This is a genomic window from Ferrimonas sp. SCSIO 43195 (assembly GCF_023716685.1).
Classification (GTDB): domain Bacteria; phylum Pseudomonadota; class Gammaproteobacteria; order Enterobacterales; family Shewanellaceae; genus Ferrimonas; species Ferrimonas kyonanensis.
The window spans coordinates 2,226,868-2,253,649 of sequence record NZ_CP072679.1 but is presented as its reverse complement, the minus strand read 5'-3'; the positions used below and the strand labels follow the sequence as shown (position 1 = coordinate 2,253,649).

25 protein-coding genes and 5 tRNA genes are annotated in these 26,782 nt (G+C 53.5%); 5 read left to right on the top strand and 25 right to left on the bottom strand.

What is annotated here, in order from left to right:
• Nucleotides 1-14 precede the first annotated feature (14 nt).
• Nucleotides 15-515, top strand: coding sequence for an anaerobic ribonucleoside-triphosphate reductase-activating protein (gene nrdG, locus J8Z22_RS10710; RefSeq protein WP_252010352.1), 501 nt, complete (start codon nucleotides 15-17; stop codon nucleotides 513-515).
• Here nrdG and J8Z22_RS10705 read toward each other — a convergent pair.
• From J8Z22_RS10705 to J8Z22_RS10680, 6 genes are all read right to left on the bottom strand, one after another.
• Nucleotides 512-1,333, bottom strand: a complete 822-nt coding sequence (locus J8Z22_RS10705) for an MBL fold metallo-hydrolase (protein WP_252010351.1) — start codon at nucleotides 1,331-1,333, stop codon at nucleotides 512-514. The genes nrdG and J8Z22_RS10705 overlap by 4 nt on opposite strands.
• 250 nt (nucleotides 1,334-1,583) lie before the next feature.
• Nucleotides 1,584-2,018, bottom strand: coding sequence for a hypothetical protein (locus tag J8Z22_RS10700; RefSeq protein WP_252010350.1), 435 nt, complete (start codon nucleotides 2,016-2,018; stop codon nucleotides 1,584-1,586).
• A gap of 304 nt (nucleotides 2,019-2,322) precedes the next feature.
• On the bottom strand, nucleotides 2,323-4,290 hold the full coding sequence (locus J8Z22_RS10695; RefSeq protein ID WP_252010349.1) for an alkyl/aryl-sulfatase: 1,968 nt from the start codon (nucleotides 4,288-4,290) through the stop codon (nucleotides 2,323-2,325).
• Between the two features lie 291 nt (nucleotides 4,291-4,581).
• Nucleotides 4,582-5,883 (bottom strand): alkaline phosphatase, encoded by a 1,302-nt coding sequence (locus J8Z22_RS10690; RefSeq protein ID WP_252010348.1) that lies wholly within the window; start codon nucleotides 5,881-5,883, stop codon nucleotides 4,582-4,584.
• Nucleotides 5,884-5,956: 73 nt separating this feature from the next.
• Nucleotides 5,957-6,466, bottom strand: coding sequence for a hypothetical protein (locus tag J8Z22_RS10685; protein ID WP_252010347.1), 510 nt, complete (start codon nucleotides 6,464-6,466; stop codon nucleotides 5,957-5,959).
• A gap of 145 nt (nucleotides 6,467-6,611) precedes the next feature.
• The gene (locus tag J8Z22_RS10680) at nucleotides 6,612-7,817 is read right to left on the bottom strand and encodes an OmpP1/FadL family transporter (protein ID WP_252010346.1); all 1,206 of its coding nucleotides are present in this window, start codon (nucleotides 7,815-7,817) and stop codon (nucleotides 6,612-6,614) included.
• 227 nt (nucleotides 7,818-8,044) lie between these two features.
• Between J8Z22_RS10680 and J8Z22_RS10675 the strand changes: the two genes are divergently transcribed.
• Together J8Z22_RS10675 and ubiG are read left to right on the top strand one after the other, a co-directional pair.
• Nucleotides 8,045-8,311, top strand: a complete 267-nt coding sequence (locus J8Z22_RS10675; RefSeq protein ID WP_090366336.1) for an acyl-CoA-binding protein — start codon at nucleotides 8,045-8,047, stop codon at nucleotides 8,309-8,311.
• Between the two features lie 95 nt (nucleotides 8,312-8,406).
• The gene (ubiG, locus tag J8Z22_RS10670; RefSeq protein WP_252010345.1) at nucleotides 8,407-9,174 is read left to right on the top strand and encodes a bifunctional 2-polyprenyl-6-hydroxyphenol methylase/3-demethylubiquinol 3-O-methyltransferase UbiG; all 768 of its coding nucleotides are present in this window, start codon (nucleotides 8,407-8,409) and stop codon (nucleotides 9,172-9,174) included.
• A 21-nt stretch (nucleotides 9,175-9,195) separates the two neighbouring features.
• Here the strand turns inward: ubiG and J8Z22_RS10665 are convergent, their stop codons facing one another.
• From J8Z22_RS10665 to J8Z22_RS10630, 8 genes are all read right to left on the bottom strand, one after another.
• The gene (locus tag J8Z22_RS10665) at nucleotides 9,196-11,925 is read right to left on the bottom strand and encodes an HAD-IC family P-type ATPase (RefSeq protein ID WP_252010344.1); all 2,730 of its coding nucleotides are present in this window, start codon (nucleotides 11,923-11,925) and stop codon (nucleotides 9,196-9,198) included.
• A 217-nt stretch (nucleotides 11,926-12,142) separates the two neighbouring features.
• Nucleotides 12,143-12,682: a GrpB family protein gene (locus J8Z22_RS10660; protein ID WP_252010343.1), complete on the bottom strand. Its 540-nt coding sequence runs from the start codon at nucleotides 12,680-12,682 to the stop codon at nucleotides 12,143-12,145.
• 2 nt (nucleotides 12,683-12,684) lie between these two features.
• Nucleotides 12,685-13,074 carry a hypothetical protein gene (locus J8Z22_RS10655; protein WP_252010342.1) on the bottom strand — a complete coding sequence of 130 codons (390 nt, stop codon included), beginning with the start codon at nucleotides 13,072-13,074 and terminating at the stop codon, nucleotides 12,685-12,687.
• A 301-nt stretch (nucleotides 13,075-13,375) separates the two neighbouring features.
• Nucleotides 13,376-13,984, bottom strand: coding sequence for a hypothetical protein (locus tag J8Z22_RS10650; RefSeq protein ID WP_252010341.1), 609 nt, complete (start codon nucleotides 13,982-13,984; stop codon nucleotides 13,376-13,378).
• A 106-nt stretch (nucleotides 13,985-14,090) separates the two neighbouring features.
• The gene (locus J8Z22_RS10645; protein ID WP_252010340.1) at nucleotides 14,091-14,549 is read right to left on the bottom strand and encodes a hypothetical protein; all 459 of its coding nucleotides are present in this window, start codon (nucleotides 14,547-14,549) and stop codon (nucleotides 14,091-14,093) included.
• Between the two features lie 109 nt (nucleotides 14,550-14,658).
• Nucleotides 14,659-15,309, bottom strand: a complete 651-nt coding sequence (locus J8Z22_RS10640; RefSeq protein WP_252010339.1) for a hypothetical protein — start codon at nucleotides 15,307-15,309, stop codon at nucleotides 14,659-14,661.
• Between the two features lie 456 nt (nucleotides 15,310-15,765).
• Complete coding sequence (locus J8Z22_RS10635) at nucleotides 15,766-16,311, bottom strand: hypothetical protein (RefSeq protein ID WP_252010338.1); 546 nt, start codon at nucleotides 16,309-16,311, stop codon at nucleotides 15,766-15,768.
• 604 nt (nucleotides 16,312-16,915) lie between these two features.
• Entirely contained in the window at nucleotides 16,916-17,254 is a 339-nt protein-coding gene (locus J8Z22_RS10630; RefSeq protein WP_252010337.1) for a hypothetical protein, read from the bottom strand.
• A 77-nt stretch (nucleotides 17,255-17,331) separates the two neighbouring features.
• On the opposite strand from J8Z22_RS10630, the gene J8Z22_RS10625 reads away from it, so the two are divergent.
• Nucleotides 17,332-17,544, top strand: coding sequence for a hypothetical protein (locus J8Z22_RS10625; RefSeq protein WP_252010336.1), 213 nt, complete (start codon nucleotides 17,332-17,334; stop codon nucleotides 17,542-17,544).
• Nucleotides 17,545-17,713: 169 nt separating this feature from the next.
• On the opposite strand, the gene J8Z22_RS10620 is transcribed toward J8Z22_RS10625, so the two are convergent.
• Nucleotides 17,714-18,106, bottom strand: coding sequence for a hypothetical protein (locus J8Z22_RS10620; RefSeq protein ID WP_252010335.1), 393 nt, complete (start codon nucleotides 18,104-18,106; stop codon nucleotides 17,714-17,716).
• 465 nt (nucleotides 18,107-18,571) lie between these two features.
• Entirely contained in the window at nucleotides 18,572-18,865 is a 294-nt protein-coding gene (locus J8Z22_RS10610) for a reverse transcriptase domain-containing protein (protein ID WP_252010472.1), read from the bottom strand.
• Between the two features lie 71 nt (nucleotides 18,866-18,936).
• On the opposite strand from J8Z22_RS10610, the gene J8Z22_RS22195 reads away from it, so the two are divergent.
• Nucleotides 18,937-19,173, top strand: coding sequence for a transposase (locus J8Z22_RS22195; RefSeq protein ID WP_371878133.1), 237 nt, complete (start codon nucleotides 18,937-18,939; stop codon nucleotides 19,171-19,173).
• 472 nt (nucleotides 19,174-19,645) lie between these two features.
• On the opposite strand, the gene J8Z22_RS10605 is transcribed toward J8Z22_RS22195, so the two are convergent.
• The 9 genes from J8Z22_RS10605 to J8Z22_RS10565 form a co-directional block, all read right to left on the bottom strand.
• Nucleotides 19,646-21,601, bottom strand: a complete 1,956-nt coding sequence (locus tag J8Z22_RS10605) for an ATP-binding protein (RefSeq protein WP_252010333.1) — start codon at nucleotides 21,599-21,601, stop codon at nucleotides 19,646-19,648.
• Nucleotides 21,602-21,660: 59 nt separating this feature from the next.
• Nucleotides 21,661-22,602 (bottom strand): STM4504/CBY_0614 family protein, encoded by a 942-nt coding sequence (locus J8Z22_RS10600; RefSeq protein WP_252010332.1) that lies wholly within the window; start codon nucleotides 22,600-22,602, stop codon nucleotides 21,661-21,663.
• 1,104 nt (nucleotides 22,603-23,706) lie between these two features.
• Nucleotides 23,707-23,780 (bottom strand) — tRNA-Cys (locus J8Z22_RS10595).
• A gap of 5 nt (nucleotides 23,781-23,785) precedes the next feature.
• Nucleotides 23,786-23,861 (bottom strand) — tRNA-Gly (locus J8Z22_RS10590).
• A gap of 56 nt (nucleotides 23,862-23,917) precedes the next feature.
• A tRNA-Gly gene (locus J8Z22_RS10585) sits at nucleotides 23,918-23,998 on the bottom strand.
• A gap of 56 nt (nucleotides 23,999-24,054) precedes the next feature.
• Nucleotides 24,055-24,135: transfer RNA gene (locus tag J8Z22_RS10580), tRNA-Gly, on the bottom strand.
• Between the two features lie 57 nt (nucleotides 24,136-24,192).
• Nucleotides 24,193-24,273: transfer RNA gene (locus tag J8Z22_RS10575), tRNA-Gly, on the bottom strand.
• A gap of 151 nt (nucleotides 24,274-24,424) precedes the next feature.
• The gene (locus J8Z22_RS10570) at nucleotides 24,425-25,546 is read right to left on the bottom strand and encodes an aminotransferase class V-fold PLP-dependent enzyme (protein ID WP_252010331.1); all 1,122 of its coding nucleotides are present in this window, start codon (nucleotides 25,544-25,546) and stop codon (nucleotides 24,425-24,427) included.
• Entirely contained in the window at nucleotides 25,539-26,726 is a 1,188-nt protein-coding gene (locus J8Z22_RS10565; RefSeq protein ID WP_252010330.1) for a monodechloroaminopyrrolnitrin synthase PrnB family protein, read from the bottom strand. The genes J8Z22_RS10570 and J8Z22_RS10565 overlap by 8 nt, the downstream gene beginning before the upstream one ends.
• Between the last annotated feature and the right edge of the window lie 56 nt (nucleotides 26,727-26,782).

Here is a 26,782-nt window from a genome sequence, read left to right as displayed (position 1 = left end):
TCAGTGAGGCAACCATGAACTATCACACCTACCACAGCGTTGACGTCGTTAACGGCCCGGGCACTCGCTGCACCCTGTTTGTGTCTGGATGCGAACATCAGTGCAAAGGCTGCTACAACCAAAGCACCCAGCGCCTGGACTCCGGCCACCGCTTTCCCGAGGCGTTAGCGGATCAGATCATCAAGGATCTGTCCGATACCCGCATTTCACGGCGCGGACTGACCCTGTCCGGCGGCGATCCGCTGCATCCGGCCAACGTCGATGACGTGCTGGCACTGGTGACCCGAGTCCATACCGAGTGCCCGGACAAAGACATCTGGTGCTGGACCGGCTATCGGCTGGATGAACTCAGTGCCCACCAACAGCAGCTGTTGCCCTACCTGGATGTACTGGTGGACGGCCGCTTCGAACAGGATCTGGCCGACCCGTCGCTGCTGTACCGCGGCAGCAGCAACCAGATCGTTCACCGCCTGTCCGAGCGGGCCAAGGCCAGCGTGCCCCGCATCAACGACTAACCCCCCAGGCCGCCCAAGGACACTCGGGCGGCCTGGCGCACCAGGTTGCCCTTGCTGATGTTGTAGAAACTCACCTTGGCCAGCCAATCCTCCGGCCCCAACAACCGTCGCACCATCTCCTGCTCATCCAGCCCCTGCTGACGCAGATGCCTGGCCTGATGGCACAGCTGTTTCAGATTCTCCAGCTTGTCCGACAGCGCCTGGTGCCCCTGTTCCACTACCCCGCGATGAGGACAGAACACCACTTCAAACTCCAGCTGCAGCACCTTATGAATGCTGTGCATCAACAGTTGCAACTCCTCATCGGAGCGTAGGTAACGCAGGGATTTGGAGATATAGAGATCGCCGCTGAACAACCAGCCCCGCTCCCGCCAATGGAAACAGGTGAGATCTTTGGCATGGCCCGGGGTGGCCACCGCGGTCAGGGTGTCGCCGCTGATCAGCCTGATCCGCTCCGGCAAGGGCTCGGTCTGAACCGGATAGGGCCGGCCCCAGATGAAGCGCTGAATCGGCGGGGTGCGATAACCCGACGCCAGCTTGGCCCGGCCCAGTTCCGGGGCCAGAGGGGTTAATCCGAATCGCTGGGCAATGCGGGCGGCGTTGCCGCTGTGATCTTCATGGTGGTGGGTCAGCAGCAACTGCCGGGGTGGCCGGCTATCGAGGAAACGGCGCACCGACGACCACTGGTTGCTGGGGCCGGTGTCGATGACGGTTTCGCCGAGGCGATAGACCACGAAGGTGGTATTGATGCCACGATTGAGCCGCCCCACCCTGGCTCCCTCGACGCCCTGATACTCAAATCGTTGTCGTATTGGCATAGCCTCTCCGTCGATGCCGGGTCAATTGCCACTCCCTGTCGGTGCTGGCGCTCGGTGCTCACGGGCTGGCCGTGTGTCTCTGTGCAAGCTAACAAAGGGATCGCGAACAAGCAAGCGCTTGGTCTTGTCCCCTTAAGTTGCCACCGAGGCCCTCACCACGGCCGAGCAGTCGTTGCCAGCTGGCGCTTATCCAGCGCCAAAACGACGAAGACCGCCTCGCGGCGGTCTTCATCATCGAGTGGTATTGCCCTCAGGCCAGCGTTCGATGCTGCAGCCGCCGAGCGTAGGCCAAGACGGCCAATCCCGCCAGCAGGCAAACGCCATCGAAAACCAGCTCCCAGGCACTGAACACCAGGCACTCACCACAGGAGACGATCAGCTCGGCGATCAGCCAGGCCACCCCGTAATGCACCAAGGGAAACGCCACCAGTAGCAGCGCGCCGAACCGCAACAATCCGGCACCATGCTCCGTGCCATAGGCAATCAGCAGCAGCGCCGCACTCAACCAACAGGCGGGCAGCCAGTAGCTGATCAGGGCAAAGTGCTGCAACTCGTTGCTGGCCGGGATCACTTGCATACCGCGATTCTGGGTTTCAAACACCAACGGCAGGTCCATCACCGGCGCCAACAGCGGAAACAGAAACACCGCCGCCGCCAACCCCTGCAACAAGGACTTAAACTTCACTTTTTATACTCCCCAAATTCCGCTGCCTGTTTAGAGCCCCAGTCGTTGCCGGAGTTCCCGAGCAACGCTTCACGGCCAATACTCGCCCCTGCTTGGGGCCAATAGCCACTGCCGGACTCTGTAACACAACGACCCGAAGCGGCCATCACTGAAACGCCGGCGCCACCGCACAGCCCCAGTGGTGGCAATTGGCCCGCAAGACTACTGAGGTACCACGAGAAGATCAACTGCGGCCTCGCTGACGGACAACGCCGCTTCGATGGCAACAACCAAGTGACAAAGGCGGCATCACAGCCGCCCCGCCCTAGGGCTCGATGATGGCGAACCCCGGCTCCGGACTGTCAAACAGACGGAAGAAGCTGACGATGTCGACCACATCACCGGACACCTCCAGCTCGTCGTGACCCAGGATCGATCGCAGCTCGATCCGCCGGGTGGCGATATCGATGAACAAAGAATGGGTCAGCACCAACGCCGGCACGCCGTCCGGCACCGAATCGGGGATCTGTCGGTAAGTCATCACGCCGTTGGTCACTTCCAACAGGTAGTACTGGTTTTTATCGGTCAGGCCCAGGACAAACTGATAATGCTTATTACCGGCTGCCTCGTAATCCAGTCGAGTGGCCCACACATCCAGAAAATGCACCATCGGCGTTTTGGCCAGCACTTCGGCCATGTTTTTCTCCAGACTGGGGCCATCGCGCTTCACCCCTTCGATCAGCTCCTGGGCCCCGCTCAGGTAAACGTCACGCCAGGGACCGGACTCAGCCTGGTAGCCCATCTGCCGATAGGCCTGGGCCAGCATCTGCCTTGAGCGCTGATCCGAGGCATCGAAGAACACCAGGTGATTCAATAGCTCTGCCGCCCAGCGGTACTCACCGAGATCCAGCGCCACCTGGGCCTTCTCGCGCATCGCCTGAGCGCCGCCAGCCAACTCCACGTAACGCCGGGCCACGGTGGAACGCGGCAAGGGATCCAGGTGGGCGGGATTGGCATCGTACCAGCCATAGTAGTACTGGTAGACGCCACGAATATTGTGCTTAAGGGTGCCGTAGTAGCCACGGGCCGAGAACGTCTGCTTGAGCCCGTCCGGCAGGTGCACCCGCTCGGCAATTTCATCGGCGCTGTAGCCCTGGTTGGCAAACCTTAAGGTCTGATCGTGAATGAACTTGTACAAGTCCCGCTGCTTAATCAGAAACTCCTGCACACTCTGCTGGCCCCACACCGGCCAGTGGTGGCTGCCAAAATACAGCTCGGCATCGGCAAAGCGCAGCCGCGCCTCATCGATGTAGCGACTCCACTGCAGGGCATCACGCACCTTGGCACCGCGCAGGGTGTAGATGTTGTGCATGGTCTGCGACACCAACTCGGCGCCGCAAAACGCCTTCCACTGCGGCAGATAGAAGGTGAATTCCGCCGGCGCTTCGGAGCCGGACACCATCTGAAACTGCAGGGTGACGCCATCGACCTCGACCACCTCACCGGTGTCATCCACCTCGCGGGTGGGCACCTCGATGCCAACGCTGCCCATGGCCAGGGACTTCCCCAGCCCCAGGTCGACGTGACCCTTGGCGGAGGCTGTCAGATCCTTACCGTATTGGTAGCCGGCCCGGCGCACCATGGCCGGCCCCGCCAGCAGGTTTTCACTGGTGGCTTCTTTCATGAATCCGGCCGGGGCAATCACCTCGACGCCGTCGCGATCCTGACCCGCCAGCACCCCATCCACGCCGCCAAAGTGGTCGGCATGGGAGTGGGTGAAAATCACCGCGGTTACCGGTCGTTTGCCCAGCTGCTGGTTGAGCATCTTCATCGCCCGGGCCGCGGTCTCGGCAGTGGTCAGGGGATCGACGATGATCCAGCCACGCTCGCCTTTAATCACCGTCATGTTGGCCAGATCATAGCCGCGCAATTGGTACAGGCCCGGCGCCACCTCAAACAGGCCATGAATGGCATTGAGCTTGGCCTGGCGCCACAGACTGGGATTGACGGTATAGGGCGCCTGCCCCTGCAGGAACCGGTACTGATCCATGTTCCAGATCGGTTCGCCGTTGGCGTTGTTGATGATCAGGCTGTCGTCGCTGGCGATCAGCCCCTTGGTGGCGCGGTCAAAATCGGTGGGATCATCCAGAGGCAGGGTGTCTTTGACCATATTCTGGTGAGTACGGGTAAAGTCGGAGGCCTCCAGCTCGGACGGGGGAACGGAGGGATCGGTGCATCCGGACAACAGCACCACGGCGGCCAGGAGAGTCGTTTTTATTTTCAATCTATTCACCGTCAGTCCCTTCCCTTTATCCTAAAACGCTAACTTATCACGCCACTGACCATTTAGGACTACATTTCAGCAACTTGGTTTCGTTGTTGTTCAGGAAAGTGGGATAAAGCGACATGGAGTGGTCAGAGGCTTTGTCTGTATTCAATTGCCGCAGCAGCATGAGCCACCGCCGCAGTGACCAGAGATCCTCAAAACCCCTATCGGGCCAATGAGGCGCAGTGGCAGCCACTGCGCCCACATCGAAAAGAACCCGCTTCAATGACCCTGTCCGGCACCGGCCAGGGGCTTGCATCAGCGCTGAGCCTGAATGATCTCGGTCAACTGCTTGGACAGGTCGATGTTGTCGTGGTGGCCAATAAACCGCTGCGATTGCGGCCCCATGGCGCCCACCGGCACATCGATGGCGTCATGACCGCTGGTGGTCCAGCCGGTAAAGCTGCGATCGCTGATGATCTCGGACAGGGCCCAGTACAGCGCCTCGTTATCCTGATTCAGCGACGCCAGGCGCGCCAGTTCCTGCTCGGTAAAGGCAAACTCCACATACTGGGTAAGGGTCTTGGCCATCTCGGCGGCGGACTGATTGATGATCGCCTTGCTAATGATCGGCAATGAGGCGTTAACCTGCTTCACCACCTTGGCGTCCCACTGGTACTCGCCGTTGTTGCCCAGGGTCAGGCCGCCGGTGGAGTGATCGGCGGTAAACACCACCAGGGTATCACCATGGCGTTTGGCATAGGTTTCCGCCACTTCCAGTGCCTTGGCAAAGTCGTCCATCTCTTTCATGGCGCAGGCGATGTCGTTGCCGTGGCCACACCAATCGATCTCACTGCCCTCCACCAGCATAAAGAACGGTTGCTGGGATCCCTCGAACAGCCGCAGCGCGGTGGAGACCATGGCGCTGAGGCGATGAGGCTGGTTTGAGTCGATGGCGTACTCCAGCCCCTTATCGGCAAACAGCCCCATGGCCGGGGTCCGGGTCAGGCTGTCCAGCGTTGTCAGGCTGTCGGTGTATTGGTAGCCCCACTCCAGCATCGATTGCCCCAGGCCGCCGTCGCCCATGGGAAAGTACTTCTGTCCGCCGCCGAGGATCACGTCCACCAGCGGCTGGTTTTCCTGCAGGCGGCGGCTGTAAAACTGCTCGGCGATGAGATCGTACTGGCTGCGCAGTTCGGCGTGGGCCACAAAACTGGCCGGGGTGGCGTGGTTAACCTGGGAGGTGGAGACGATACCGGTTTGCCAGCCCAACCGCTTGGCTTCCACCAACATCGAGTCTAACGGCTGCTTGTGCTCATCGACGCCGATGGCACCGTTGTAGCTTTTTACTCCGGTAGCCAGGGCGGTGGCCGAGGCGGCAGAGTCGGTGACCACGGTGTCATCATGGGGGAAAGTACTGGCGCTGCCCAGCATCAGCCGGTCAAACACCGTCGGCGCCACCTGGCCCACCTCACTGTCGGCCTGGTAGTAACGGTAGGCGGTGGTGTACGCCGGGCCCATGCCATCGCCGATAAAGAAGATGACGTTTTTGGGCAGAGTCGGGGCCGCCGAGGCAGACGCCGACAGCATCGCCAGTGCCAGAGCAGAGGTGCGCAACATGATAACAGGGTCCTAAAATCAATAAGATTGAAGATACTGCCCTGATTTACCAATTTTTTCCACTGTACAACTGTTACAGCTTTTGCCACACCAGGGTGACCGCGCCCTCGGCGCTACCGGCATCGTAACGGGCCCGCAGCGACCAGCCCGCCTTAAACCCCTGGACGATGTTGCGACCGGCGGACTCCTTGCCACCGCGTCCACAAATTTGTACCAGCACTCCGGAGTAACGCAGCAGCCGCTTGGCTTCGGCAAACAATCCGGCGGATCGCGACGGTGTGCACTCCGCGGTTTTCACCACCATTAACTCGATGTCGGCCGAGTTGGGAACATCGCTCAGGCTACCGACGTGCCATTGAATGAGGCTGTCATCAGCACACTCGGGCTTATGGGGCACCACATAGCCAACCTGGTAACCCAGTTTCGCCAGACACTCCGCCAGCTCCGGCTCCACGCCCCAGGCCAGAGTGCGGGCCTGATCCGGGACCCAATGCCGCCATCCCTGCTTCAGATAGCGCCAGGTTTCGGCGTGGCTGATGGCGGGCACGGCCGCAGCAGACTCGCGATGGGCAAATTGGTGCATAACTCCTCCTTGAATCTCGCTGATGCCTCCATACTACCCCCCGCATCACGGCGTTTATTGACCTGACACCATGAAAACTGTGATTTACCTCTATATAGGCATGGCCGTCGGCCAATGGAGCCGATTTACGGCCTCTGGTCAGACCTCAATAGCGGTAATTCAGCGCCAAGCCCATGAATTCGATAGCGTTATTCCACTGCCCCGTGAGCCGACCGAGGCGCCCCTGATCACCAAAGGCCCGATCGATGTGCGGCTCTCCCGCATCCAGATACTCGTAAAACAGCTGCAAGCGCCAGTGATCGTTAAAGCGGTAACTGGCCCCCAGTCCATAACGAATGAGGGTGTCCACCGGCAGATCCGGGTATTGATAGGCGGGGTCGTCCTGGGGCGACTGCTCGTAACCAACCCCAAACTCCAATCGCCAGTAGCGGTTCAGCGGCACATGAACGCCCAGCGCGCCGTTCCAGGTATCCTGCCACTGACGCTCGATCGCCAGCAGAGGCTGCTCCCCCAGCTCAAAGGTGGTGGTATCGAACGCATCCAACCAGCCGTAACCCAGGTTCCACAGCACGGTCAGGTAATGAAACTCGTGCACTCCGCTGAGCACGGCGGTGGCAGGAAATGGAAAATTAACGCTGTCGGCCACCTCGCCGTCACGACCGGACAGGCTGGCATTGCCTTCAAACTGATGGTCGGCTTCCATTCGAAAGCTGAGACCGAGGCGATGATCGTGGTTGAATTGGTACATCAGCCCCAGGTTGATGCCCATGTTCCAGCTGTCACCGTCGGTGAACAGTTGCCGCTGGGTCTCGGGAATCCCCAGCGTCTGCTCCAGCTTGGCGTACTCCAGCGCCACCCCCAACGCCAACGACCAATGGGAGCTGATGGCATAGGCGACGCTGGGGTTGAACTGCAATGACAGCACCTCGACGTCGGTGACCAGCAAGGCGCCGCGAAAATCGGAGCCGTAGTCCAGTGCCGAGCCTCCCTGAGACGCCAGCGCCAAGCCGAACACCCACTCCCGGTTCAGCGGCTGCACCCAGTACAGCCCCGCCGCCAACGCATTGGTGCCGGCGTCGCCGCCATCACTGCCACTGGCAAACAGGCCGCTGGAGCCGTTGTCTTTGTAGTTAATGCTGGAGGACACCAGTTGCGACTGCACCGCCCAGGCCGGGCGCGAAAACCGCACCATCCCCGCCGGATTGGCAAAGGCGGTTTCCGCCCCTTCGGCGATGGCCGCCGAGCCGGCGCCGGCGGTAGAGGCGCTCAGATTGCCCATCTCGGGGAAAAGTGGCGCTGCGGCCCAACACGGCATCGCCACGCAGGCAGCCACTCCTAAACTCGTTTTCATCCTGTACTCCCCTCATCCCTGATAGCCACAAGGGTAGTCCAAGCCGGACCGTAGTGCGTTGCCAACCGAATTAAAAATCAGAAAAATGAGCAACCTGCGAAATAACGGTGCAACAGTAATGCTGTCATAAACGCCACCCACACTATTCACCGCTTAATTGATCTGGCTCCTTTCCCTCGGTGCGGATCCACGCTAATTTTTAGACTGCTTAACAAGGAGAACGCAACATGGAAGAACTGAACCAACGATTCGAACAATCCCAACAGCAAGTCAAAACCCTGACCCAGCGCCCGGCCAATGAGCACCTGTTGTCTCTGTACGGGCTGTACAAGCAAGCGGTTTCCGGTGACGTGACCGGCTCCGCCCCTTCCATGTTTAAGATGGCCGAACACGCCAAGTACCAGGCCTGGAAAGCGCTGTCTGGACTGGACGCCGCCGAGTGCAAGCGCCGCTACGTTGAACTGGTGGACTCGCTGCTGAAAAAGCACGGCTAACCCGCCCCCACACGGGCCTGACTCCAGGCCCGTTGTTGATCCCCTTCCCTGTGCCCTGCGTACCTGTCAGTATTGCGTTTATTTGAGTCGATACCATGCTGCATCGAGACAAACTCAGCCCGGAGCTGGCCGCCAATCTGTCTGAGCGGGAGATTGAGAAATTTGATGCCCTGGCCGAAGCCTGGTGGGATCCCGACGGCCCGTTCAAAACCGTGCTGGCCTTCAATGCCGTTCGGCTGCAGTACATCACCGACGCCATCGATGCCCATCTGGCCGATGCGGCTGGCCTTGGCCAAACCAGTGAAAATCAGCCACTGACGGTGTTGGATGTGGGCTGCGGCGCCGGACTGCTGGCCGAACCGCTGGCCCGCCAAGGCCACCGCGTCACCGCCATCGATGCCAGTGCCCACAATATTGAGGTGGCCCGTCGTCACGCCAGACTCTCCGCCACCCAGGTAGACTACCGCCACTGCCTGACCACCGCCCTGCTTCAAGAACGCCAGCAATATGATGTGGTGCTCAACACCGAAGTGGTGGAGCACGTGCCAGACCCACAGGCCCTGCTGACCGAGTGCGGCCAACTGCTTAAACCCGGCGGGTTGCTGATCGTGGCCACCCTCAATCGCACCATCAAAAGCTTTTTCGTGGCCATTATTGGCGCCGAGTACGTGCTGCGCGCCCTGCCCCGTGGCACCCACGACTGGCGCGCGTTCGTCAGCCCCACCGAGATCATTCAGGCCATTGCGCCGCAGGGATTTGAGATCAACGACCTGACCGGCATGAGCTACAACCCCTTCAGCCGCCGCTGGCGCCCGAGCCACAGCGCCGACGTCAACTACCTGCTCAGTGCCCGCAAGCTGTAATCCTCGCCAGTGACCTTGGCGCTAGCCTTGACCCCGAACGGCCTTGTGGACCTCCATCACCACCAACAGCAGCAGGGCCAACAGCAACAACTGCGCCCAGTGCACAAACGACACCGGCTGCACCTGCAGCACCGCACTGAGGCCGGGGGTGTACATCGAGCCGATGTGGATCAGCTGCGCCGCCAGGGTGCCAAACAGCAGCAGAGGATTCCTTAGCGGGTTATGGCGAAACACCGACAAGGTCTCGGAACGGCTGTTGAACACCTGAACATTTTCAAACAGCACCATCAATAACAGGGTGCCGTTGCGCGCCGCCTCGATGCTGTACCCCTGCATCAGCAACCACTGGAACAACACAAAGGCGATGCCGCCGATGGTCAAAGCCGACACCGCCACTCGCTCGATCATCACCCGGTTAAAAATCGCCTCGTTCGGCGGGCGCGGCGGCCGCGACAGCTCATTGCCCTCGGCCGGTTCAAACGCCAGGGCGATGTCCTGGATGCCATTGGTGACCAGGTTCAGCCACAGCAGCTGCACCGCCATCAGCGGCAGCGGTGTGCCAGTAATTAGGGCAAGGGTAAACAGCACCAGTTCGGCCGCGCCGGTGGAGATCAGTAAGAAGATCACCTTACGCACGTTGGAGTAGGCAACGCGCCCCTCCTCCACCCCGGCCAGGATGGAGCTGAAATTGTCATCGGTGATGATCAGATCGGCGGTCTCCCTGGCCACCTCGGTACCGGAGGCACCCATGGCCACGCCGACCTGGGCCGCCTTCAGCGCCGGAGCGTCGTTGGCGCCGTCGCCACTGACGGCCACAAAGTGACCATGACGCTGCAGGGATTTAACCACCTCCAATTTTTGCACCGGCTCGGCCCGGGCGTAGACCCGCGCCGATTCCGTCAGCCGATCCAGCCCCTGCTCGCTGTCGGCCAGCTTCAGATCCGCCCCGGTGACGATGGCGCGCTCGTCGTCTGCCAGCTGCAGTTGCCGGGCCACGGCAAGGGCGGTAATGGGGTGATCGCCGGTGACCATCACCACTCGAATGCCCGCCTGCTGGCAACTCGCCACCGCCTGAGCCGATTCTGGCCTCAGCGGATCCACCATGCCCAATAGCCCCAAAAAGGTCAGGTTGCTTAAGTGCCGCTCGGACACGGCCGCCTCAACCGGTTCGTCCATCTGGCCCTCAGCCACCGCCAACATGCGGTAGCCTTGTGCCGCCAACGCCTCGGCCCGCCGCTGAATGCCAGCCCGGTCGATGGCCAAATCCCCGCCGGCCACCGCCATGGCGCTGCACATGGACAGGATCGTCTCCGGCGCCCCTTTCACCGACCACAGGGTGCTTGCCTCGACCCGGTTGACGCTGGCGGAAAACATGTGCTCGGACTCAAACGGAATGGTGTCGATTTCGGGACACTGGACCGCCAGTTTCTCTTTCACCATGCCCAGCTTGTGCGCCATCACCAACAGGGCGACATCGACCGCGTCCCCCTGCGCGGTCCACTCGCCATCGCGCACCATAAGCTGGGCCTCATTGCTCAGAACCGAGGCGCGGGCCAGCCGACTTAGGGGAACTTGCTGCGCCTCACCGGGGGCGTCACCGTTGAGGGTTAGCCTGCCGCTGGGAACGATCCCCTCGCCCGCCACCTCCAGTTGGCTGCCATCGGCCAGCTCAACCCGCTTCACCGTGATTCGATTGACGGTCAGGGTGCCGGTCTTATCGGTGGCGATGCAGGTGCACGATCCCAGTGCTTCGACCGAGATCAGGCGCCGAACGATGACGTTGCGATTGGCCATTCGCCTGAGCCCGATGGCCAGGGCAACGGTCAGCGCCACCGGCAGGCCCTCAGGAATGGCGGAGACCGCCAGGGCCACCGCCAGGAAGAAGATCTCTGCCAACTCGGTGCCCCGGGCAATGGAGATAAGCGCCACCACCATTGCCGCCACACCGACAAACACCGCCACCCGCCGAGTGAATCGCTCCATCCGCAACAGCAGCGGCGACTTGGTAACCGGGCGCAGCAACACATGGGTGGCGATGCGGCCAATTTCGGTGGCCAAGCCGGTATTGACCACCACGCCCCAGGCCCGGCCCCGCTCGACCATGGTGCCGGCAAAGGCCATGTTGCAGCGGTCGCCCGGCGGCGTCATCGGCTCGAGCACCACATCCGGCTTCTTGCTTACCGCCTCAGACTCCCCGGTTAACAGGGATTCATCGATGACGGTGTCATGGACGGTGAACAGGCGCAGATCCGCCGGCACCCGATCGCCGGACTCCAGCGCCACCACATCACCGGGCACCAACACGCTGGCGTCTTTGTCATGCAGCTGGCCGTCTCGAAGCACCCTCGCCCGGGCGGAGACAATCTTCTGCAGCGCCTCGGTGGCCCGCTGTGCCGAGTACTCCTGAATCGAGCCGATGATGGCGTTGAGTAACAGAATGGCGGTTATGAACACCGCGTCAGACCAGGCGGTGGTTACCGCAGACAGCAGGGCCGCCGCCAACAGGATGTAGATAAGCGGGCTCTTAAACTGCCTGAAAAAGATCACCAGCATCCCCGGCGGCTTGCCACTGGGAAGTGTATTGGGGCCATACAGGGTCAGGCGCTCACTGGCGTGGGACTCCGACAGACCTTGGCGCGAACTGTGCAGTAACGCCAGCACCTCATCGATGGCAACGCTGTGGGGCTGGACTAAGAATCGGTCATTGTCCCGAAGGCTGTCGGCTTCGGCCCGGTCATCCGTTGTTGCCACACCACCACCTCTTCTGTCGACGGATCGGTTTAGAGTCTATGGTGATTGAGTATAGATTGTTGATCGGCTTGTCGAAAAACCGCGGCCACCGTTACGCCGATCGATTGAGAGGAAAATGCTTGGCGCATAGAACACCATCGAAGGGGAACCGGCAACCCACAGTGACTCACACTCCACCGCGGACGCCTAGGCCAAAACCATCAACAACGCAGCGGCATTAACCACCGGCGGATTGGCCGCGAGCGCTGATCCACGCCAGTGCCCGCTGCTCATGCAATTTGATGAAGGCGTCTTTACCCTGGCAGTAACGGACAATGTCGTGGTCACACCCCAGCGCCACCCGTTGTTTAAGCTGGCCATAGGCGTCGGCCACACTCGGGTGCGCCCGCAGATAATCCCGAAACGCCAGGTGACGCCGCGCACCAGCGCTGCCACCGGCAAAAGCATGGATCTGGTGAGTCCTGTCTTCGCCGCCCTTTTCGAAATAGCGCCGCCCGGCAATGCCGTTTTCGCCGCGGGCCGAATAACCCAGCCTCGCCAGTTGGGCGGTGATCTCCGGCGTATCCAACAACGAGACCGCCTCCACCTCGATAAGAATGTCGATAACCGGCTTGGCGCACAGCCCGGGCACCGAGGTGCTGCCGATGTGATGAATCGATACAGTGAGCCCCGCCAGTGCCGGGCGAAGTTGCGCCGACTCACTGATAAAGGCATCACGCCATTGTGGCCGATGCGCCACTACTACCACTTCTCTCATTACTAGCGTTCCAGGTTGTTATTACTGAGACAACGTAACTGGCCATCGCTGCCAATAGTCATCTTCACTCGCTTGTGCACCTCGTTCTCCGCCACCCGGCCGCAGTGGCCGGTGACTTCGGCGCCACTGCGCTGCAACCGATAGCGGTAATCACCCGGTTGCTGAGCCAGGGTGTAATACAGGGTGTTATCCGCCCCCGGCGCGATGCGGCCAAAATCCAGACGATTGCTGGGCAGGCGCACCGTCACGCTAACAGCCCCGCCAGAGGCGTTAATCACGGTGATGGACGGCAGCACAAACAGGTACCCCTGATACAGGGCCACCGTTACCACCACTGTTGCCACCACCCATTTTGCCAGCCGCTGCCAAAATGGCTCCCTGCCCTTGTTCACATTCACCGCCTTTCACACCATAACTGGCGTTACCTTAGCCGCGAACAAGCAACCGGTGCAAATGGAAGAAAGGAAACAAAGGGAATCTAGGAAGGCGTGAAAGAAAAGGCGACTCGCAAAACGATATGGGGAAAACAAAAAAACCAGCGAGGGAATCAGAAAACGAGCCAGATGTGAGTAGAGAAAGGCTTAGGTAAAGAAATAGGTGAATAGAGAAAGGTATAGATCGGAAAAAGATGAGTACAGAAAGAGGTAAGTAGAAAGAGGGAAACGCGCAGATACCGGCGCATCCCCCGGCGTATCAGGGCTGTCGAATACCCACTAGGGCAATGCAGTCGTGGCTGTTGGCGGAATAGACACTGGAAACAAAATAGGCAGAAGGTGACAGCACAGCGGCGATGGCCTGATTCATCTCGCTATAGCGCGCTAAACCAACACTGCCGCTGGCCAGATAAATAACACCGCAGTGGCGTTCAGTTGCGGTGGCGTGCAAAAATTCCAGCAGACTTTGTTCGCTGTCAAAAGCCAGCAACGCATCGGCAAGACTTGCCAATTCGCGAACATCGGTCACCCCAAGATTCGCCGGCATCTCGTGAGCTTCCAGCTTAGCCTTGATGTTGACCATTGCATTCCAGGCCACCTGTTTGTCACCGCCATGTCCATCTATAAAGGCAACGATGCAGCCGCAGCTATCACAGGCCTCGGTAATCGTCTCAATCTGTTGTGAACTGGCCCCACCCACCAGCAGCAGATCCAGACCGCTTGCCGCAATCGATGTTGCCGACAATTGGGCCAGCGGAGTCGCCGACAACTGCACCGGTAGGATAGCGCCACTACGATGACTCTCGATTGAGTCCGCAAAGGCCAGACCAACTTGGACAGGCTCAAGCTCTGCCATAGGTTCAAACATGGGGGTTCCTGCGTTTTATCTGTAATGGTGGTCTCATCAACGTGCCTGTTTGCCAAGCCAAAGTTCGCTGATCGCACTTAATCACCGTTAACCACATCGAAGCCATTCAGCACTTTACCAAATACAGGTGCGGCTGCGCCGACTTGTAGTGGATGTATCTGAGCACCCTCGCCTTCTGAAATCGCTCACCCGGGTTCCAGTTGTCAAAAATGGCGCCACCTTCGATAAACTTCAGCTCTTTAAAGCGCTGGCTCAGCGGAGTATCCTGCTCCCCAAGAATTGGCGCCGACACACCCTCAAAGCGATCGCAGGTTAAATCGTACACGCGGTCATCGACCACAACCCAGAAGTGCCGCTCGTCACTGCGGCGATCATAGCCTTCAACCACAGACACCCGACACTCGGGGTACTGAGTCATCACCCTATGGGCAAAGTAACGACACGCCCCTTCGCAACCACGATTCGGAAACCGAAACGAACCCACGAACAAGGCAACGCACTCTTTTCGAGCCTGCTCAAAAATGGACCGCATCTCATTGGCGAGTTCAATGAGCTCACTCTTCATCGGCTGTTTTCCCAGTTGGCCTCATAGTGAAAGTGGGCAAGTTTACCTCAATGGCGTCTGGACTCGAGCAAACTTTAAATAGCATGAATTGGGTTAATTTCAATCCCGTCTAAGGTTCCTTTTTATACTTAAGTTCTCGTGTGAATGAAATTTCTTTTTGCTCAAAGTAGTAAATTTCATTAGTTTCTATGTTTAAGCCGGCGCAGTTTCTTGAACCACAAGCCAAAACATATAAATTTTTTGGCTCACCACCAACTTTGACACGCATCAAATCATTTGAGTCAAAATTCCCATCAACTATTCCCTTTTCAATACTTTGAGCCTTTTCAACAGCTTTTCCTTCAATGTATGTAAGATAGACTATTGGAGCTATAGATACTATAAAGGCAATTAAGGACAAATCAGCAACTCGGCATAATTTCGTCACGTAGATATTATTATCTTGTTCGGTCTTGAAAAAATCTAACGCTCGACAATAAAGCTTGCTGATAAAAAAACTATTTTTACAAAATGAGATGAAAACTGGAAAAAACATATATGAGAAGAAAACTAGAAAAACAGTCATCACTAAGAGAAATGCTAGAAACGACGGTAAGGCAGCTAACATTCCATTATATAATGTTTGATTGAAATTCCTATCAAGTATATTGTAGTCTAAATTAAAGTAACTAAGAAAACCTTGGTAATATGCAGTGCTAACGCTATAAATAAATGCAGTTATAAAAGCTAAGATGATTGCGCTATCTAATAACTTCTTCATAATTCCCCTGAAAAATAGGCATCATGATTCCTTTTGCGACATGCTTAAAACTTGAACACATTTGTTAAATTGAATGAATAAAAGAAACACTAATAGTATATGAATTTCTAATACGCCGGGTGGTAACATGTGTAACTACGGTACTATCCTACCAACCCAAGAGCCTTCGACTAATTGTTAAAACTGCAGTTCTTCCAAGACCAATAAACTCTCTATTGTCTACGAAACCGACCCGAGACCAGCGATGAATATCGAGTGCCTCAACAGCAGGAACACCGCTGCTAGCAGCAACCGAGAGTCGCGTAAGAGAGCCTATATAGGTGTTTGCGGCAAGCGCTCTTTCAATCAAGCGAATCAGCACCGTACACCCCACCGACACACTGACAGTTCAGTCGGTGGGGTGTGCGTTACCCATTGACTGGAAGATGGCTCATATATGATATGTGAATTTCAAATTCAAATATCTAAAGAAATCTGTGCCTTTGAATCAATCAGTTGTACGCTGTTACTTTGCACAAAACGACGTTCGAGCAAACGGTGTTTTGTTTGGGGTAGCATTGCATCATAACCTTTTAATGATACAACTCTATAACCAATTAAGAAATTCAAATTATACGAAATCAGGTAATTACCTTGGGAATCTTTAGTTACAAAAACTTCACTATTGCAATCAACCTTTTTTCTTTCATAAATGGGGTGAGAGTCACCATTATTATTAGTTACCACTTTACTAAGATCATCGTAATTGCCAGTATCTTCACAAAGATCAAACCTTGAGTGATAAGGAAGTTGGTCAAAATTGACTTTAACAGTGCTATTTGAAGCATCATTCAAAATTAGTGAGAAATGAACTGCACCTAAATTATTATCTCTTTGTCCAATCTCATGCTGCGTAACGTCATTATTCAAAAATCTTTTCCCATTTAACGAATTACTTGAATCAAATTTCGACGAACAACCTACAAGAGAAATAAGTAACAGCGGTGCTACAAGCTTATTCATTTCACGTCCCTATATTTTCATTAATGGATGATTACAACTGTATAAAAACCATATGTATTTTATTCACTAATTAAAGTGAATACCATAATCCCCTATGCAAATCTTGGCCTCATGTGTTTTATCGTGAATCTGCAAAACCAAAGCCATATTGTTCATTGAATGACGTAATCAAACAGGAAATGATGTCGGCATGATTAAAGCTAATACATTTTTCGTCGGGATGAATGTACACAAGGAAAGCACGGATGTTGCATTATTTTTTGGTGATACCGTCTGTTAATACGGAACCATCCCAACCAATCTGAGAGCCTTCAACAAGCTGTTCAAATTGCAGTCTACCAAGGCCAGTACACTCTATATTTTCTAAAAAGACAACCCGAGGTCAACAATGAATGTCTAGTGCCCAACGATAAATATCAAATACCACAACGGCAGCGACACCACCGCTGGCAGTAGCCGAAAGTCTTATAAGAGAGCCTCTATAGGTGTTTACGTCAGCGCTAGTCCAGACTGGCGAAGCAACTTCCGATACACTGCCAATTCAGTCGGTGGAGGTGTGCTTTACCCTTTGACTGAGAAAAGGCTTATATGTGTTATAAGTCGTTTACTTAGAAATTAGGTCGCCAACCAGCCTTGAAATATTATTCATACCACTTTCCATACATTCACTTAATACACCAGTTTTTTGGTATGTAGGAACCATGATATCAAGATTCTGAAATTCAGAATGATTCACAATGATATCCATGTAGGATTGTAACACCTCAGTCTTAGTGCTTTTCCTTATTAGGTCTTTTTTTACTTTCTCTTCATGACGACTTATTTCAACAACATCATCGTCATTATATTTTGCATAATAAAGTTCTCGTCCAAGCCTTTTTTGCGACCACTTTAACTTACCTAACAACCTTTTAATTTCTTCCTGAAGCTCCGTTGTCCCCATTTGTCTCTGATACCTCTGTTACTTTTAACTGGCTGTCCTAGCGGGGACAGTATCCTTTAACTCAATAGGAATAAATCATGTCTAAAAACTCAATGTCAAAAGCCGCTGCTGCTCGAATTCAGTCGGCAACTGCAAAAGCAAATGGAGGAGTAGTCCCTAAAGGATCATTCGCTGCAAGAGCGCAATCTGCAGCAAGCCAATCGGGCTCCACTCCTCCACCTAACGGTCCAAGTAAAACTGGCAATCCTTCTGGCGGTGGTCGCGGTAACAATCCACCAAAAAGCAAATAGGGGTATCTATGCCAGATACACCGAACATGTCTGACGAGGAGCTAAACCTTTGGTCAGATATCAATAATCCGAATAACGATGCTGATATGGATGACTGGGCTGATGCCCATAATCCAAACAACAATGATTACTTGGATGATTAAATAAAAGTAGCTTGGGCTTGCCCAAGCTACTTACATTGCTCAGCATTCCTTTCAAAAGCTTTCAAAAAACCTTCTTCATCAACTTTGTATCGAATATATGAAATTTCGTTCATCGTATCCTCTAAAGCACAAAGACATAACTTCTTCTTGGAACCATAATTGCTATATGATAGCGGTTCCTTATATGAACTAGAGCACGCTTCTAAAACTGCGTATTCGACGTTTAGAGGATAACGGTTATCGGTTATTGCGTAATCAATAAATTGACTGCCACCATAAGCAAGTATTGCCGCTATACCTGCAGCTTTTAGTGGCTTTTTCACCGTGAATTTTTCAATAACACTTGCACAGGTTTTACAATGAAATTTAACTGTTGCACCAATTTCGGCCTTCTCGCCGCAACTACAGGATTCTGACATTAGCACTCCATGCTAGATTTAGATTTAGTCGTAGTAGAGCGGCCAGTTACCCGTGCCGCCCCCACACAGATCCGGACGTGCGGAACTACCGCATCCGGCTCCTCAGTTATACATATGCTCGTGTAATACACGCGCCCAGATACCAGTCCACTTTAACGTTAATACGTCTGCGAAGTCGCATCCCCCCAATTCCAAAGCACATTAGCATCTGCTTCAGGCCAGCCCAGTTGTAACTGCGCCGCTGACTTCGCCTATTCAACCATTTGTACAAACTATCAATGACATGCTTGTACAGGCCTGTGAGGCTACGGCTGTTGTCTGGCAAACCAAAATAGTTGCCAAAGCCAGTCAGTTTGCGTTTGAGACTGGGCAGCCACTCTCTTAACCGTTTAAATCGACTGAATTTTATCTAGAGATAGAACTCCGTTAACGTGGCTTTCTGCTTCTTTGGCGCGATGCGCCGTCTCAGCAGGCTTTACCTTTTGCATTCAACTCCCAAAGAAACTCGAACCCAAGGAACTGAAATTTCTTGTCTCGCCCTGGATTATAACGGTTGAATCGAATGATTTTGGTCTTTTCTTCGGCTACCTCAAGGTCGAATTTCTTCAGCCGTTTTGGTAGCACCCGATAGAATGCTTCTGCATCCTGTTCGTGTTGAAAAGCACACACAAAATCATCCGCATAACGAATGATCATCGCATCACCTCTTAATCGAGGTTTCACCACCTTCTCGAACCAGATGTCCACGACATAATGCAGGTAGATGTTCGCCAGTATCGGGCTGATAACGCCACCTTGCGGGGTACCGCTTCTTGTCAGCCATTACCTTGATGGCCGAACTTGGTGACCTTCGCCGCTTCTCGAACCCCAGACAACTGATGAACTTCATTGGTCTTACGCCAAGCGAACGCTCTAGTGGCCAACGCGAAAAGCGCGGTGGCGGCAATACACACGCGCGGTGCATTCTCATCGAAGCCGCTTGGGCCAATCGCTTCAGCCCCAAAGTGTCACGCGAACTGCAGGTACGTCAGCAACATCATTCAGTTACTCTGCAACAACGCTCCTAGGAGGTACAACTGCGGCTTTGCAGCCGATTTCGCAAGCTCCAAACCAGAGGCAAGGAATACAACAAAATCGTGACGGCGGTTGCCCGAGAGTTGACGGGTTATATCTGGGACTTGGCCCAGCGCTTTGAACCCGAGGGTCAAGTTCGCCTCGGCTAACGAGTGAGATTATCACCCTGATGAGACAAACCGGCGGCAGCGGTGAGAGCAATCCTCGACGGCGTTAGGCGTTTATCTACGCGATCATAGAATGAGGCAAGGCTCCAGCGGCGCAAACAAGTAATGCGGATAACCAAACCCGCGAATATCAGCAAGGTCAACCGCCGAACATTGACTTGCCAAAGGTTGCTTATCAGGGTGCCCACGCCGGCCTTTTTGGGCCCGGCATGGACAGATCTGTGCCTATTGACAGGGGGAATCATATCGCTTGGTTCAGGTGCGCCGTAGGCGTCACCTGGGACCACTTGTTATGACTTCATTGCACGATAAAGTTGTTAAGACGTTGCCATTCGATTGGCATAGTTAATGTGTTAGCAAGATTGATTAAACTTCCAAATTCTGGCGTATCATGAGTACTTTCACTGATACCTAGCTGAGTGAACACAGTATTTAAGAAATCTTGTACATCATTTTTGTCACATAGATGATCTATTTTTCCTTGATCCAACTGCTCTGAAGCAAAGGTGTCGAAGTTCTGGAAATACATTACCTCTCCGCCAGAGAAAATGTTGGTAAAATTCAGATCGTCTCTTAATGCCGAGGCTCTATTCTGTATTTGTCTCGAAATCCTTTCTCTATAAGCTGCATCATTTCTAAGACAATTAGACTTAGATGTTAGAATATTTTGCTTAGCTTGATTTATGGCATCGGTGATTTCTTGCTCGTTTACTTCTAGTTCATATAGTGCACATTGCCTAGATATGATGGAATGCAAAGCATTATCATCAGACAATATGGTTGACTCTATTGTATAAGCATTCCAGACATGAGTTCTAATATTTAATCTTTGCTGAAAATTATTGGCTAGTCGCGTTTTCTGTTGATCCGTCATGAAGTCTGCATCAATAATTATCAATGCCTTATCCCACAAAGAGCAAGATGCTCCAATATGTTGTAAGAAATCTTTGTAGTGACTTATCTTCTTTATAAGGGTATCAAGGCCGCCAAATGACCAATATACAATTTTTTTGTTTGTTTGGTTCGCCCTTAATATTTCTTCAATGAAATCAGAATCATCAGCACCTTCAACAAAAACCAACAAGTCTGCTTCTAAAGCGTTAAGTAGATCTAATGAATTTTCATTACCTAAACTTTGCATCACTGTATTGTGATAGCTTGTTGTAATACCAGTTCTTCTTCTAGGCAAGGATTGACTTGTTACTGGGTAATAATTTGACTCTTCGTCATTAGAAACATTGCCTGTAATGTTGAAGATATTTTTTGGTTCAACGCTTCTAATTAATCCTTCGTTGTGGGTTGTAATGAAGATTTGTGTTTTGGACGATCGCTGTAAAAGTACTTCTACTAAACGTTTCTGTATATCCCTGTGTATATGTGAATCAGGCTCATCCAACAGAATTATATTTAAATCTCTCTCTTCTTCAAAGCTTGCTAATAACAATTCGATGATTTGCAGAGTACCACTCCCGAGCAATGATATTTCTTTGGGATTTCCTTGTATCCCTATTGAAATGTTTACATCTATATTTATATCCTCACTGATATCGCCAACAATATTGAAGCTTACTGGGTTTTCACCTTGATTAAGTATGTATGATATCTTTTCTTTAAATTCATTATAAAATGGTTTTTGAGATATTCTGTGTATTCTATTTCTGATATAGATAAATGATTGCCTTGAAGTTACTTTTTCTCTTATTTTTTGATCCAAGGCGAATTCTTCACCAACGGAAATTGCTGCTACAGGTGTCGCAAAATAGCATCCAATTGGGTCTGGCAGGTGCTGGAAGGAATTGTTCAACCATGAAAAATTAAAATCATCATGATCTTTGAGTTTTATTTCATAATTGTTACCACTTGCGCTTCTTATCAGAAAGTTAACGCTGTTTTCTTCTCCGCTTTCTTGACAGAGAAATGTAACTCCTATCTCTATTTGTCGAGTTGCTTCAAGATCAAAGAAAATATCCTCAAACCTATAACTTCTTACTGATGAAATTTCTCGATAATCTATATAGTTTTGATTTTTATTACCAAGTCGATAATCACCTTTTCTTAAATTTAATGTTGAATCACTTCGCTTTGCTTTGGAAATAAGAAACCTAAAGCATTCATACCAGAGCGATATTGCTTCTAGAATAGTTGTTTTACCACTATTATTTGTCCCTGTAACGACATTTAATGACTCTTCTGAGAAAAGAGTAAACTTTTTATATCCTTTGAAATTGTCAATATAAACAGATTTTATCTTCACGAATACTACCTTGAAGTTTATTTGAAGTCATAACGCCTAAATCAGGTGCGCCGTAGGCGTCACCTGGATTTACTTGTTAGCTGCGATTCGCACTGAGCAAGAAAAAGAAGATTGCTTGCTGTAAGATGCAATGTATAACTTGCTAAATGTTCAGGAACCTCACTAACTTCAACGCCCTGACCATGTCCTCCTTCTTTATTTCGAACTGTTGGTATACCGCTTTCGAGTAATGTGCGAATCGATGCATACTGAGTTTGAAGGTAGCTTGGTATTAACTCATTAGTTAAACAAACATTTATCAATTTCTTTGCAGTATCTGTTTTTCCATAATTCCATGAGTTTTTCTCGCAAATTGCTTTCATTAAGCTTTCAAAAGATTTTAGGCATTCCACGAGACACTCTTTGTATCGTTTATGTCTATAATGCTCATGAGCTTTAAGAAACTCAGAGTTTGCTCCTTGATACTGTTTATTAGAACCCAAAACCCTAAGAGTTGGTTTTACTGCTTCAGAATGTATAAATTGCGAGTCAACTCTAACAAGTTCACCGCTTTCAAATTGGTAGCCGACGCCAGATTCTTTGAATCGCCCGTTAAGCTCTTCGATCGCATGATCAGGAGTTATAGTTCTCCCTCCTAACTCTCTGAAATTCCATTCATTCTCACGAACATGCTTATCAATTACTTTGAAAGAGAGTTCAATTATATCGAGGCATTGTTCGTAATTATCAGATTTTAAAAAATAGTCAAAGACAGCTTTAAAGTTGGAGTCTTCATATTCTTTTAATGTGAATACTCCATACTCTCTACATAACACCTTATGGATTTGATGATAGGTACTGTTTGTAGCTCGATTGTAATCGCTTTCGACTCCGATTGCGTCACGAATTATATGAACAATTTGTACTCGAAATTTTTGTGGGATTTCTTCATACACATAAACATCCGGTACTTCACCGCGTAGTCTTTTTTGCCTTTTTGAAAATAAATCGAAAATTGACATGTTTTATCCGATGTTTGTTTAGCAGCTAACAGCATGTTATGCGGCGATTCGCCGCCTTTCGTCCTTAGAAACCTTGCCGCCTATCATTCCCACAAAGCTCGCCGGAACCTTATCAACATTCTGATATGAAACAGCTTATGGATCTTTACGCATATGGTCGCAAAGCAAGTAAGGCGGATCTGGCTCGAAGAAAAGCGGCGACGACCAATGACTGTGTGGATGACCAGTGGTTTGGGCTTACTGAGAAGTTAGTAAGTGCAAACACATAAATTGCTGATTTTAAACAACTATCATTTTGTTGTGACTTTCAATCGACCGAGCTCCGCCGATGCGATGAGTGTTTTCACACATCAGCAAGGCTATAAAATCTGGTATCTAACTGATTTATAGGAAGATAACGGTACACCCTTAAGTGACTGTTTAAAAGTGGGTTAAATCACACTACGCGTGTAAGAGATCACGCACGAGGAGGTTTTTGGGTGGGTTCGTTTGAGAGGCTGAGTTTCGCTGATTCAAAGACACTGGGTCCTCGCGTGCGCAAGGATGACGGAGGGTTGATTGGGGTGTGGTGGCTGATTGCTAGTTCGAGCAGAAGACGCTGGGCCCTCGCGTTCGCAAGGGCGACGGAGGGGTAATTGGGCTGTGGTGGCTGATTGCTAGTTCGAGTAGAAGACGCTGGGCCCTCGCGTTCGCAAGGGCGACGAAGGGTTGGTTGAGCCGTGGTGGCTAATTGCTACTGGTTTAAGCGAAAGGCGCTGGGTACCCGCGTTCGTGGGCACGACGGAGGGTTGATTGGGGTGTAGTGGCTGATTGCTAGTTCGAGCAGAAGACGCTGAGTAACCGCGTTCGCTAGGGCGACGGAGGTTGGTTGGAGTGTGGTGGCTGATTGCTAGTTCGAGCAGAAGACGCTGGGTTCCCGCGTTCACGGGCACGACGGGAGGTTGATTAGAGTATGGTAGATGATTGCTAATACGAGCAGAAGACGCTGGGCCCTCGCGTTCGCAAGGGCGACGGAGGATATTTTAGGGTTCGTGGGGGAGACAGACTTTTGGATGCTCATACGAAAAACGGCAACCCTTGTTAGGGTTGCCGTTCGTCGAAATATGGAGGCGCGTCCCGGAGTCGAACCGAGGTCCACGGATTTGCAATCCGCTGCATAGCCACTCTGCCAACGCGCCATATTTGGAGCGACACACGAGGTTCGAACTCGTGACCTCAACCTTGGCAAGGTTGCGCTCTACCAACTGAGCTAGTGTCGCGTAAATCTGTTCTGTCTTGTTACTAGGGTCACGAGCTCGAGTACCTCGAGACCTTTCGCGACACGAGGTTCGCTATTGCAAACCCGGGTGACCTCAACCTTGGCAAGGTTGCGCTCTACCAACTGAGCTAGTGTCGCGTAAATCTGTTCTGTCTTATTGCTAAGGTCACGAGCTCGAGTACCTCGAGACCTTTTGCGACACGAGGTTCGCTATTGCAAACCTGGGTGACCTCAACCTTGGCAAAGTTGCGCTCTACCAACTGAGCTAGTGTCGCGTAAATCTGTTCTGTCTTATTGCTAGGGTCACGAGCTCGAGTACCTCGAGACCTTTTTGCGACACGAGGTTCGCTATTGCAAACCCGGGTGACCTCAACCTTGGCAAGGTTGCGCTCTACCAACTGAGCTAGTGTCGCGTAAATCTTCTGTTTAAACGAACCAGTGTCGCTAAACAACGAGGCGTATTGTAACCGCGGCAGCGAGCAGCGCAAGCCCCTGTGGCGCCGTTTGCTCACTGTGCGGTCTATTCTGGCCTACTCCTGCGGCAGTTGGCGTGTGAGTGCTGGTTTATTGTCCTGCCCGGTGCAGACACGCCAGTACCTGGTCGATTTCTTGCTCAGTGTTGTACAGGTGCGGCGACAGCCTCAGGCCGGTGTCGCGGCGGTCGAAATGCACTTGCTGGCGTTGCAGCTCCTCGATTACCGCTTCCACTGTGCTCTGTGGTGGCTGAATCACCACGGTGCCACCACGGCGGTTGGCCTGCTTGGGCGAGGCTATCCATGAATCGTCGCAGCCGTCGATCAGCGACTGGGTCAGCGCCAGGTTGTGCTGACGGATGGCGTCGATGCCCACCTCAGTCAGCACGCGAATGCTGTTGGCGGCGGTGACAAAGGGCACTACCGACGGCGTGCCGCCCCAGAGGCGGTTGGCACCGGGGTGGTAGTCAAACTTGTGTACGTCGAATTCAAACGGGTTGCGGTGAGAGAACCAGCCGACGTCTTTGGGTTGCAGTTTCGGTAGCATCGGGTCATTGACCCAGATAAACCCGGCACCGGGGCCGCCGCACAGCCACTTAACGCACGAGCCCAGCACCACGTCCGCCTGCCAGTCGTCCAGGTTGATGGGCAGACAGCCGATGGACTGGGCCACATCCACCACCGAGGTAACGCCGTGCTGGCGCAACAACCGGCACACTCGGGCCACCGGTACCTGCATGCCGGTATTAGACTGAACGTGAGTTACCAGCGCTAACCCTACCCGCTCATCAATGTGGGTCTGCCAGACTTCTAGGTCGGTGAGCTCGCTGCCGGCGGGCATGAATTTCAGCTCATAGCCGTTGGCGCGGGCCTGCTCGGCCACAAAGGCCATGGAAGGAAAGTCATCTTCGCTGAGCAGAATCTGGTTGCGGTCGTGGTCGGGGCTAAGGCCAAACAGCAACTTGGTGAAACCGCTGGAGAGGTTGGTCTGGGGACAAAACTGCTCCGCCCTGCCCCCCAGCAATCCGGCCAGGGCCTGATTAAACTCATCAATGCTTCGCAGCCAATGCTGCCAGGGTTCGCTCTGCTGCTGCCAGTGATCTAAAAATCCCCGCTGCAACGCCTCGGCAGTGCTAGCCAATGGCCGGCCAACGGAGTGATTGAGCAAGTAAATGCCTTCTATGGGCACAAATTGCGGCAGGGGCTTACTCATGGCGCTGGCCTTTTACCAGGGCGCTCAAGGCATCGATGTCGCGATAGCGGCTGGGAATGTCGTCCCGGGGGGCGGCGGCGCGCAGATCCCGAAGCCCCTGCAGCGAGCGCATCAACACCTCCAGCGGCGGTCCGCTGGCTGTCACCTGTTTTAAGTGCTGAGTGGCCATCTCGGTCGAGGGCTTGGCGATAAAGCGGCTCACCAACTGATCGTGATGCTGAATGGCGGTGTGGCCGTGGGCCTGCTGCACCGCCAGAAACGCCGGCAACACCTGCTGAAACCAGTCGCTGTCGGCGTCGGTGTTGGCGGCGCTGAGCAGATCGTCCAGAAAGCTGCGGCGGCGCATCACGTCGCGCAGCCGTCGCTGGTCTTCCGGCATCATGTACAGGAACTTGTCCACCAGCAACTGGGAGTAGAACGGGTTGTTGGCCTGACACAGCCCCAGCAGCATGTCGATCTCATTGATGCCGGCAAAGTCGCCGGCGTTGGCGCCGCGATACTCATGCTGGCCCACGCGGAATGGCTTGTAGTAAGGCCGCACGCTGTTAAAAAAGCGCTCACTGTCGAGCTTGTCAAACAACACCTGGTTCCACTTGGCCACGTCCACCAGTGCCAGCCGAGCGTCCTCCAGCAGATGAATCGCCACCGGGTGGGAGATTCCCATGGGCAGTATCCGCACCAGCGCGTCTGCCGCCCGCTTGTAGGCCAGCACCGCCAGGGTGTTGTAGTCGATGAACAGTGCTTCGTCGTCGAGGCTGGTGAAGCGTTTCGGCACCCCAGCTTTGGCCAGGCAGTGGGTGGTCAGGTGGCTGGTGGCAAACCGCGGCGTTACCCCGAGGGAGGCGCCAATGTGCAGCGCCAGCGCCGAGGCGGCCTTCAGCGGCGACTTGCGCTCACGCGACGGCTCGGTCAGATCGTGGCGACGGCAGGCGGCCATGTACATGCCAACGTTGCCAAGCAGATCGAAGTTGTTGTCGAAGCCCTCGTCGGTGTTGCCTTCCGCCAGCAACTTCTCGATAAAGGCGCGGCCGCCAGACTCCAGTTTGGCTTTGAGGTCGTCACCAACCCCTTCGACGTTGGCCTTGTCCTGCTGCTGAAAGTAGAGCTGTTCCAGCTCGGTGTTGATGGCCTTAAAGTCGGTGCGTATCCATTGGTCAAAAGCCTGCGCATGCTGGGTCACGGTATCATCCTTATTCGTGCAGCCACCGAACCGATTTGGTTTTTGCTCTTGCGTTC

What these genes read in the sequence shown, in the direction of transcription:
- J8Z22_RS10690 (WP_252010348.1), bottom strand. Translation starts at nt 5,883, where the DNA reads ATGTTGCGCACCTCTGCTCTGGCACTGGCGATGCTGTCGGCGTCTGCC.
- J8Z22_RS10570 (WP_252010331.1), bottom strand. Translation starts at nt 25,546, where the DNA reads ATGAGTAAGCCCCTGCCGCAATTTGTGCCCATAGAAGGCATTTACTTG.
- J8Z22_RS10620 (WP_252010335.1), bottom strand. Translation starts at nt 18,106, where the DNA reads ATGTCAGAATCCTGTAGTTGCGGCGAGAAGGCCGAAATTGGTGCAACA.
- J8Z22_RS10635 (WP_252010338.1), bottom strand. Translation starts at nt 16,311, where the DNA reads ATGAATAAGCTTGTAGCACCGCTGTTACTTATTTCTCTTGTAGGTTGT.
- ubiG (WP_252010345.1), top strand. Translation starts at nt 8,407, where the DNA reads ATGCTGCATCGAGACAAACTCAGCCCGGAGCTGGCCGCCAATCTGTCT.
- J8Z22_RS10650 (WP_252010341.1), bottom strand. Translation starts at nt 13,984, where the DNA reads ATGTTTGAACCTATGGCAGAGCTTGAGCCTGTCCAAGTTGGTCTGGCC.
- J8Z22_RS10705 (WP_252010351.1), bottom strand. Translation starts at nt 1,333, where the DNA reads ATGCCAATACGACAACGATTTGAGTATCAGGGCGTCGAGGGAGCCAGG.
- J8Z22_RS10675 (WP_090366336.1), top strand. Translation starts at nt 8,045, where the DNA reads ATGGAAGAACTGAACCAACGATTCGAACAATCCCAACAGCAAGTCAAA.
- nrdG (WP_252010352.1), top strand. Translation starts at nt 15, where the DNA reads ATGAACTATCACACCTACCACAGCGTTGACGTCGTTAACGGCCCGGGC.
- J8Z22_RS10630 (WP_252010337.1), bottom strand. Translation starts at nt 17,254, where the DNA reads ATGGGGACAACGGAGCTTCAGGAAGAAATTAAAAGGTTGTTAGGTAAG.
- J8Z22_RS10645 (WP_252010340.1), bottom strand. Translation starts at nt 14,549, where the DNA reads ATGAAGAGTGAGCTCATTGAACTCGCCAATGAGATGCGGTCCATTTTT.
- J8Z22_RS10660 (WP_252010343.1), bottom strand. Translation starts at nt 12,682, where the DNA reads ATGAGAGAAGTGGTAGTAGTGGCGCATCGGCCACAATGGCGTGATGCC.
- J8Z22_RS10640 (WP_252010339.1), bottom strand. Translation starts at nt 15,309, where the DNA reads ATGAAGAAGTTATTAGATAGCGCAATCATCTTAGCTTTTATAACTGCA.
- J8Z22_RS10685 (WP_252010347.1), bottom strand. Translation starts at nt 6,466, where the DNA reads ATGCACCAATTTGCCCATCGCGAGTCTGCTGCGGCCGTGCCCGCCATC.
- J8Z22_RS10625 (WP_252010336.1), top strand. Translation starts at nt 17,332, where the DNA reads ATGTCTAAAAACTCAATGTCAAAAGCCGCTGCTGCTCGAATTCAGTCG.
- J8Z22_RS10600 (WP_252010332.1), bottom strand. Translation starts at nt 22,602, where the DNA reads ATGTCAATTTTCGATTTATTTTCAAAAAGGCAAAAAAGACTACGCGGT.
- J8Z22_RS10680 (WP_252010346.1), bottom strand. Translation starts at nt 7,817, where the DNA reads ATGAAAACGAGTTTAGGAGTGGCTGCCTGCGTGGCGATGCCGTGTTGG.
- J8Z22_RS22195 (WP_371878133.1), top strand. Translation starts at nt 18,937, where the DNA reads ATGGCCGAACTTGGTGACCTTCGCCGCTTCTCGAACCCCAGACAACTG.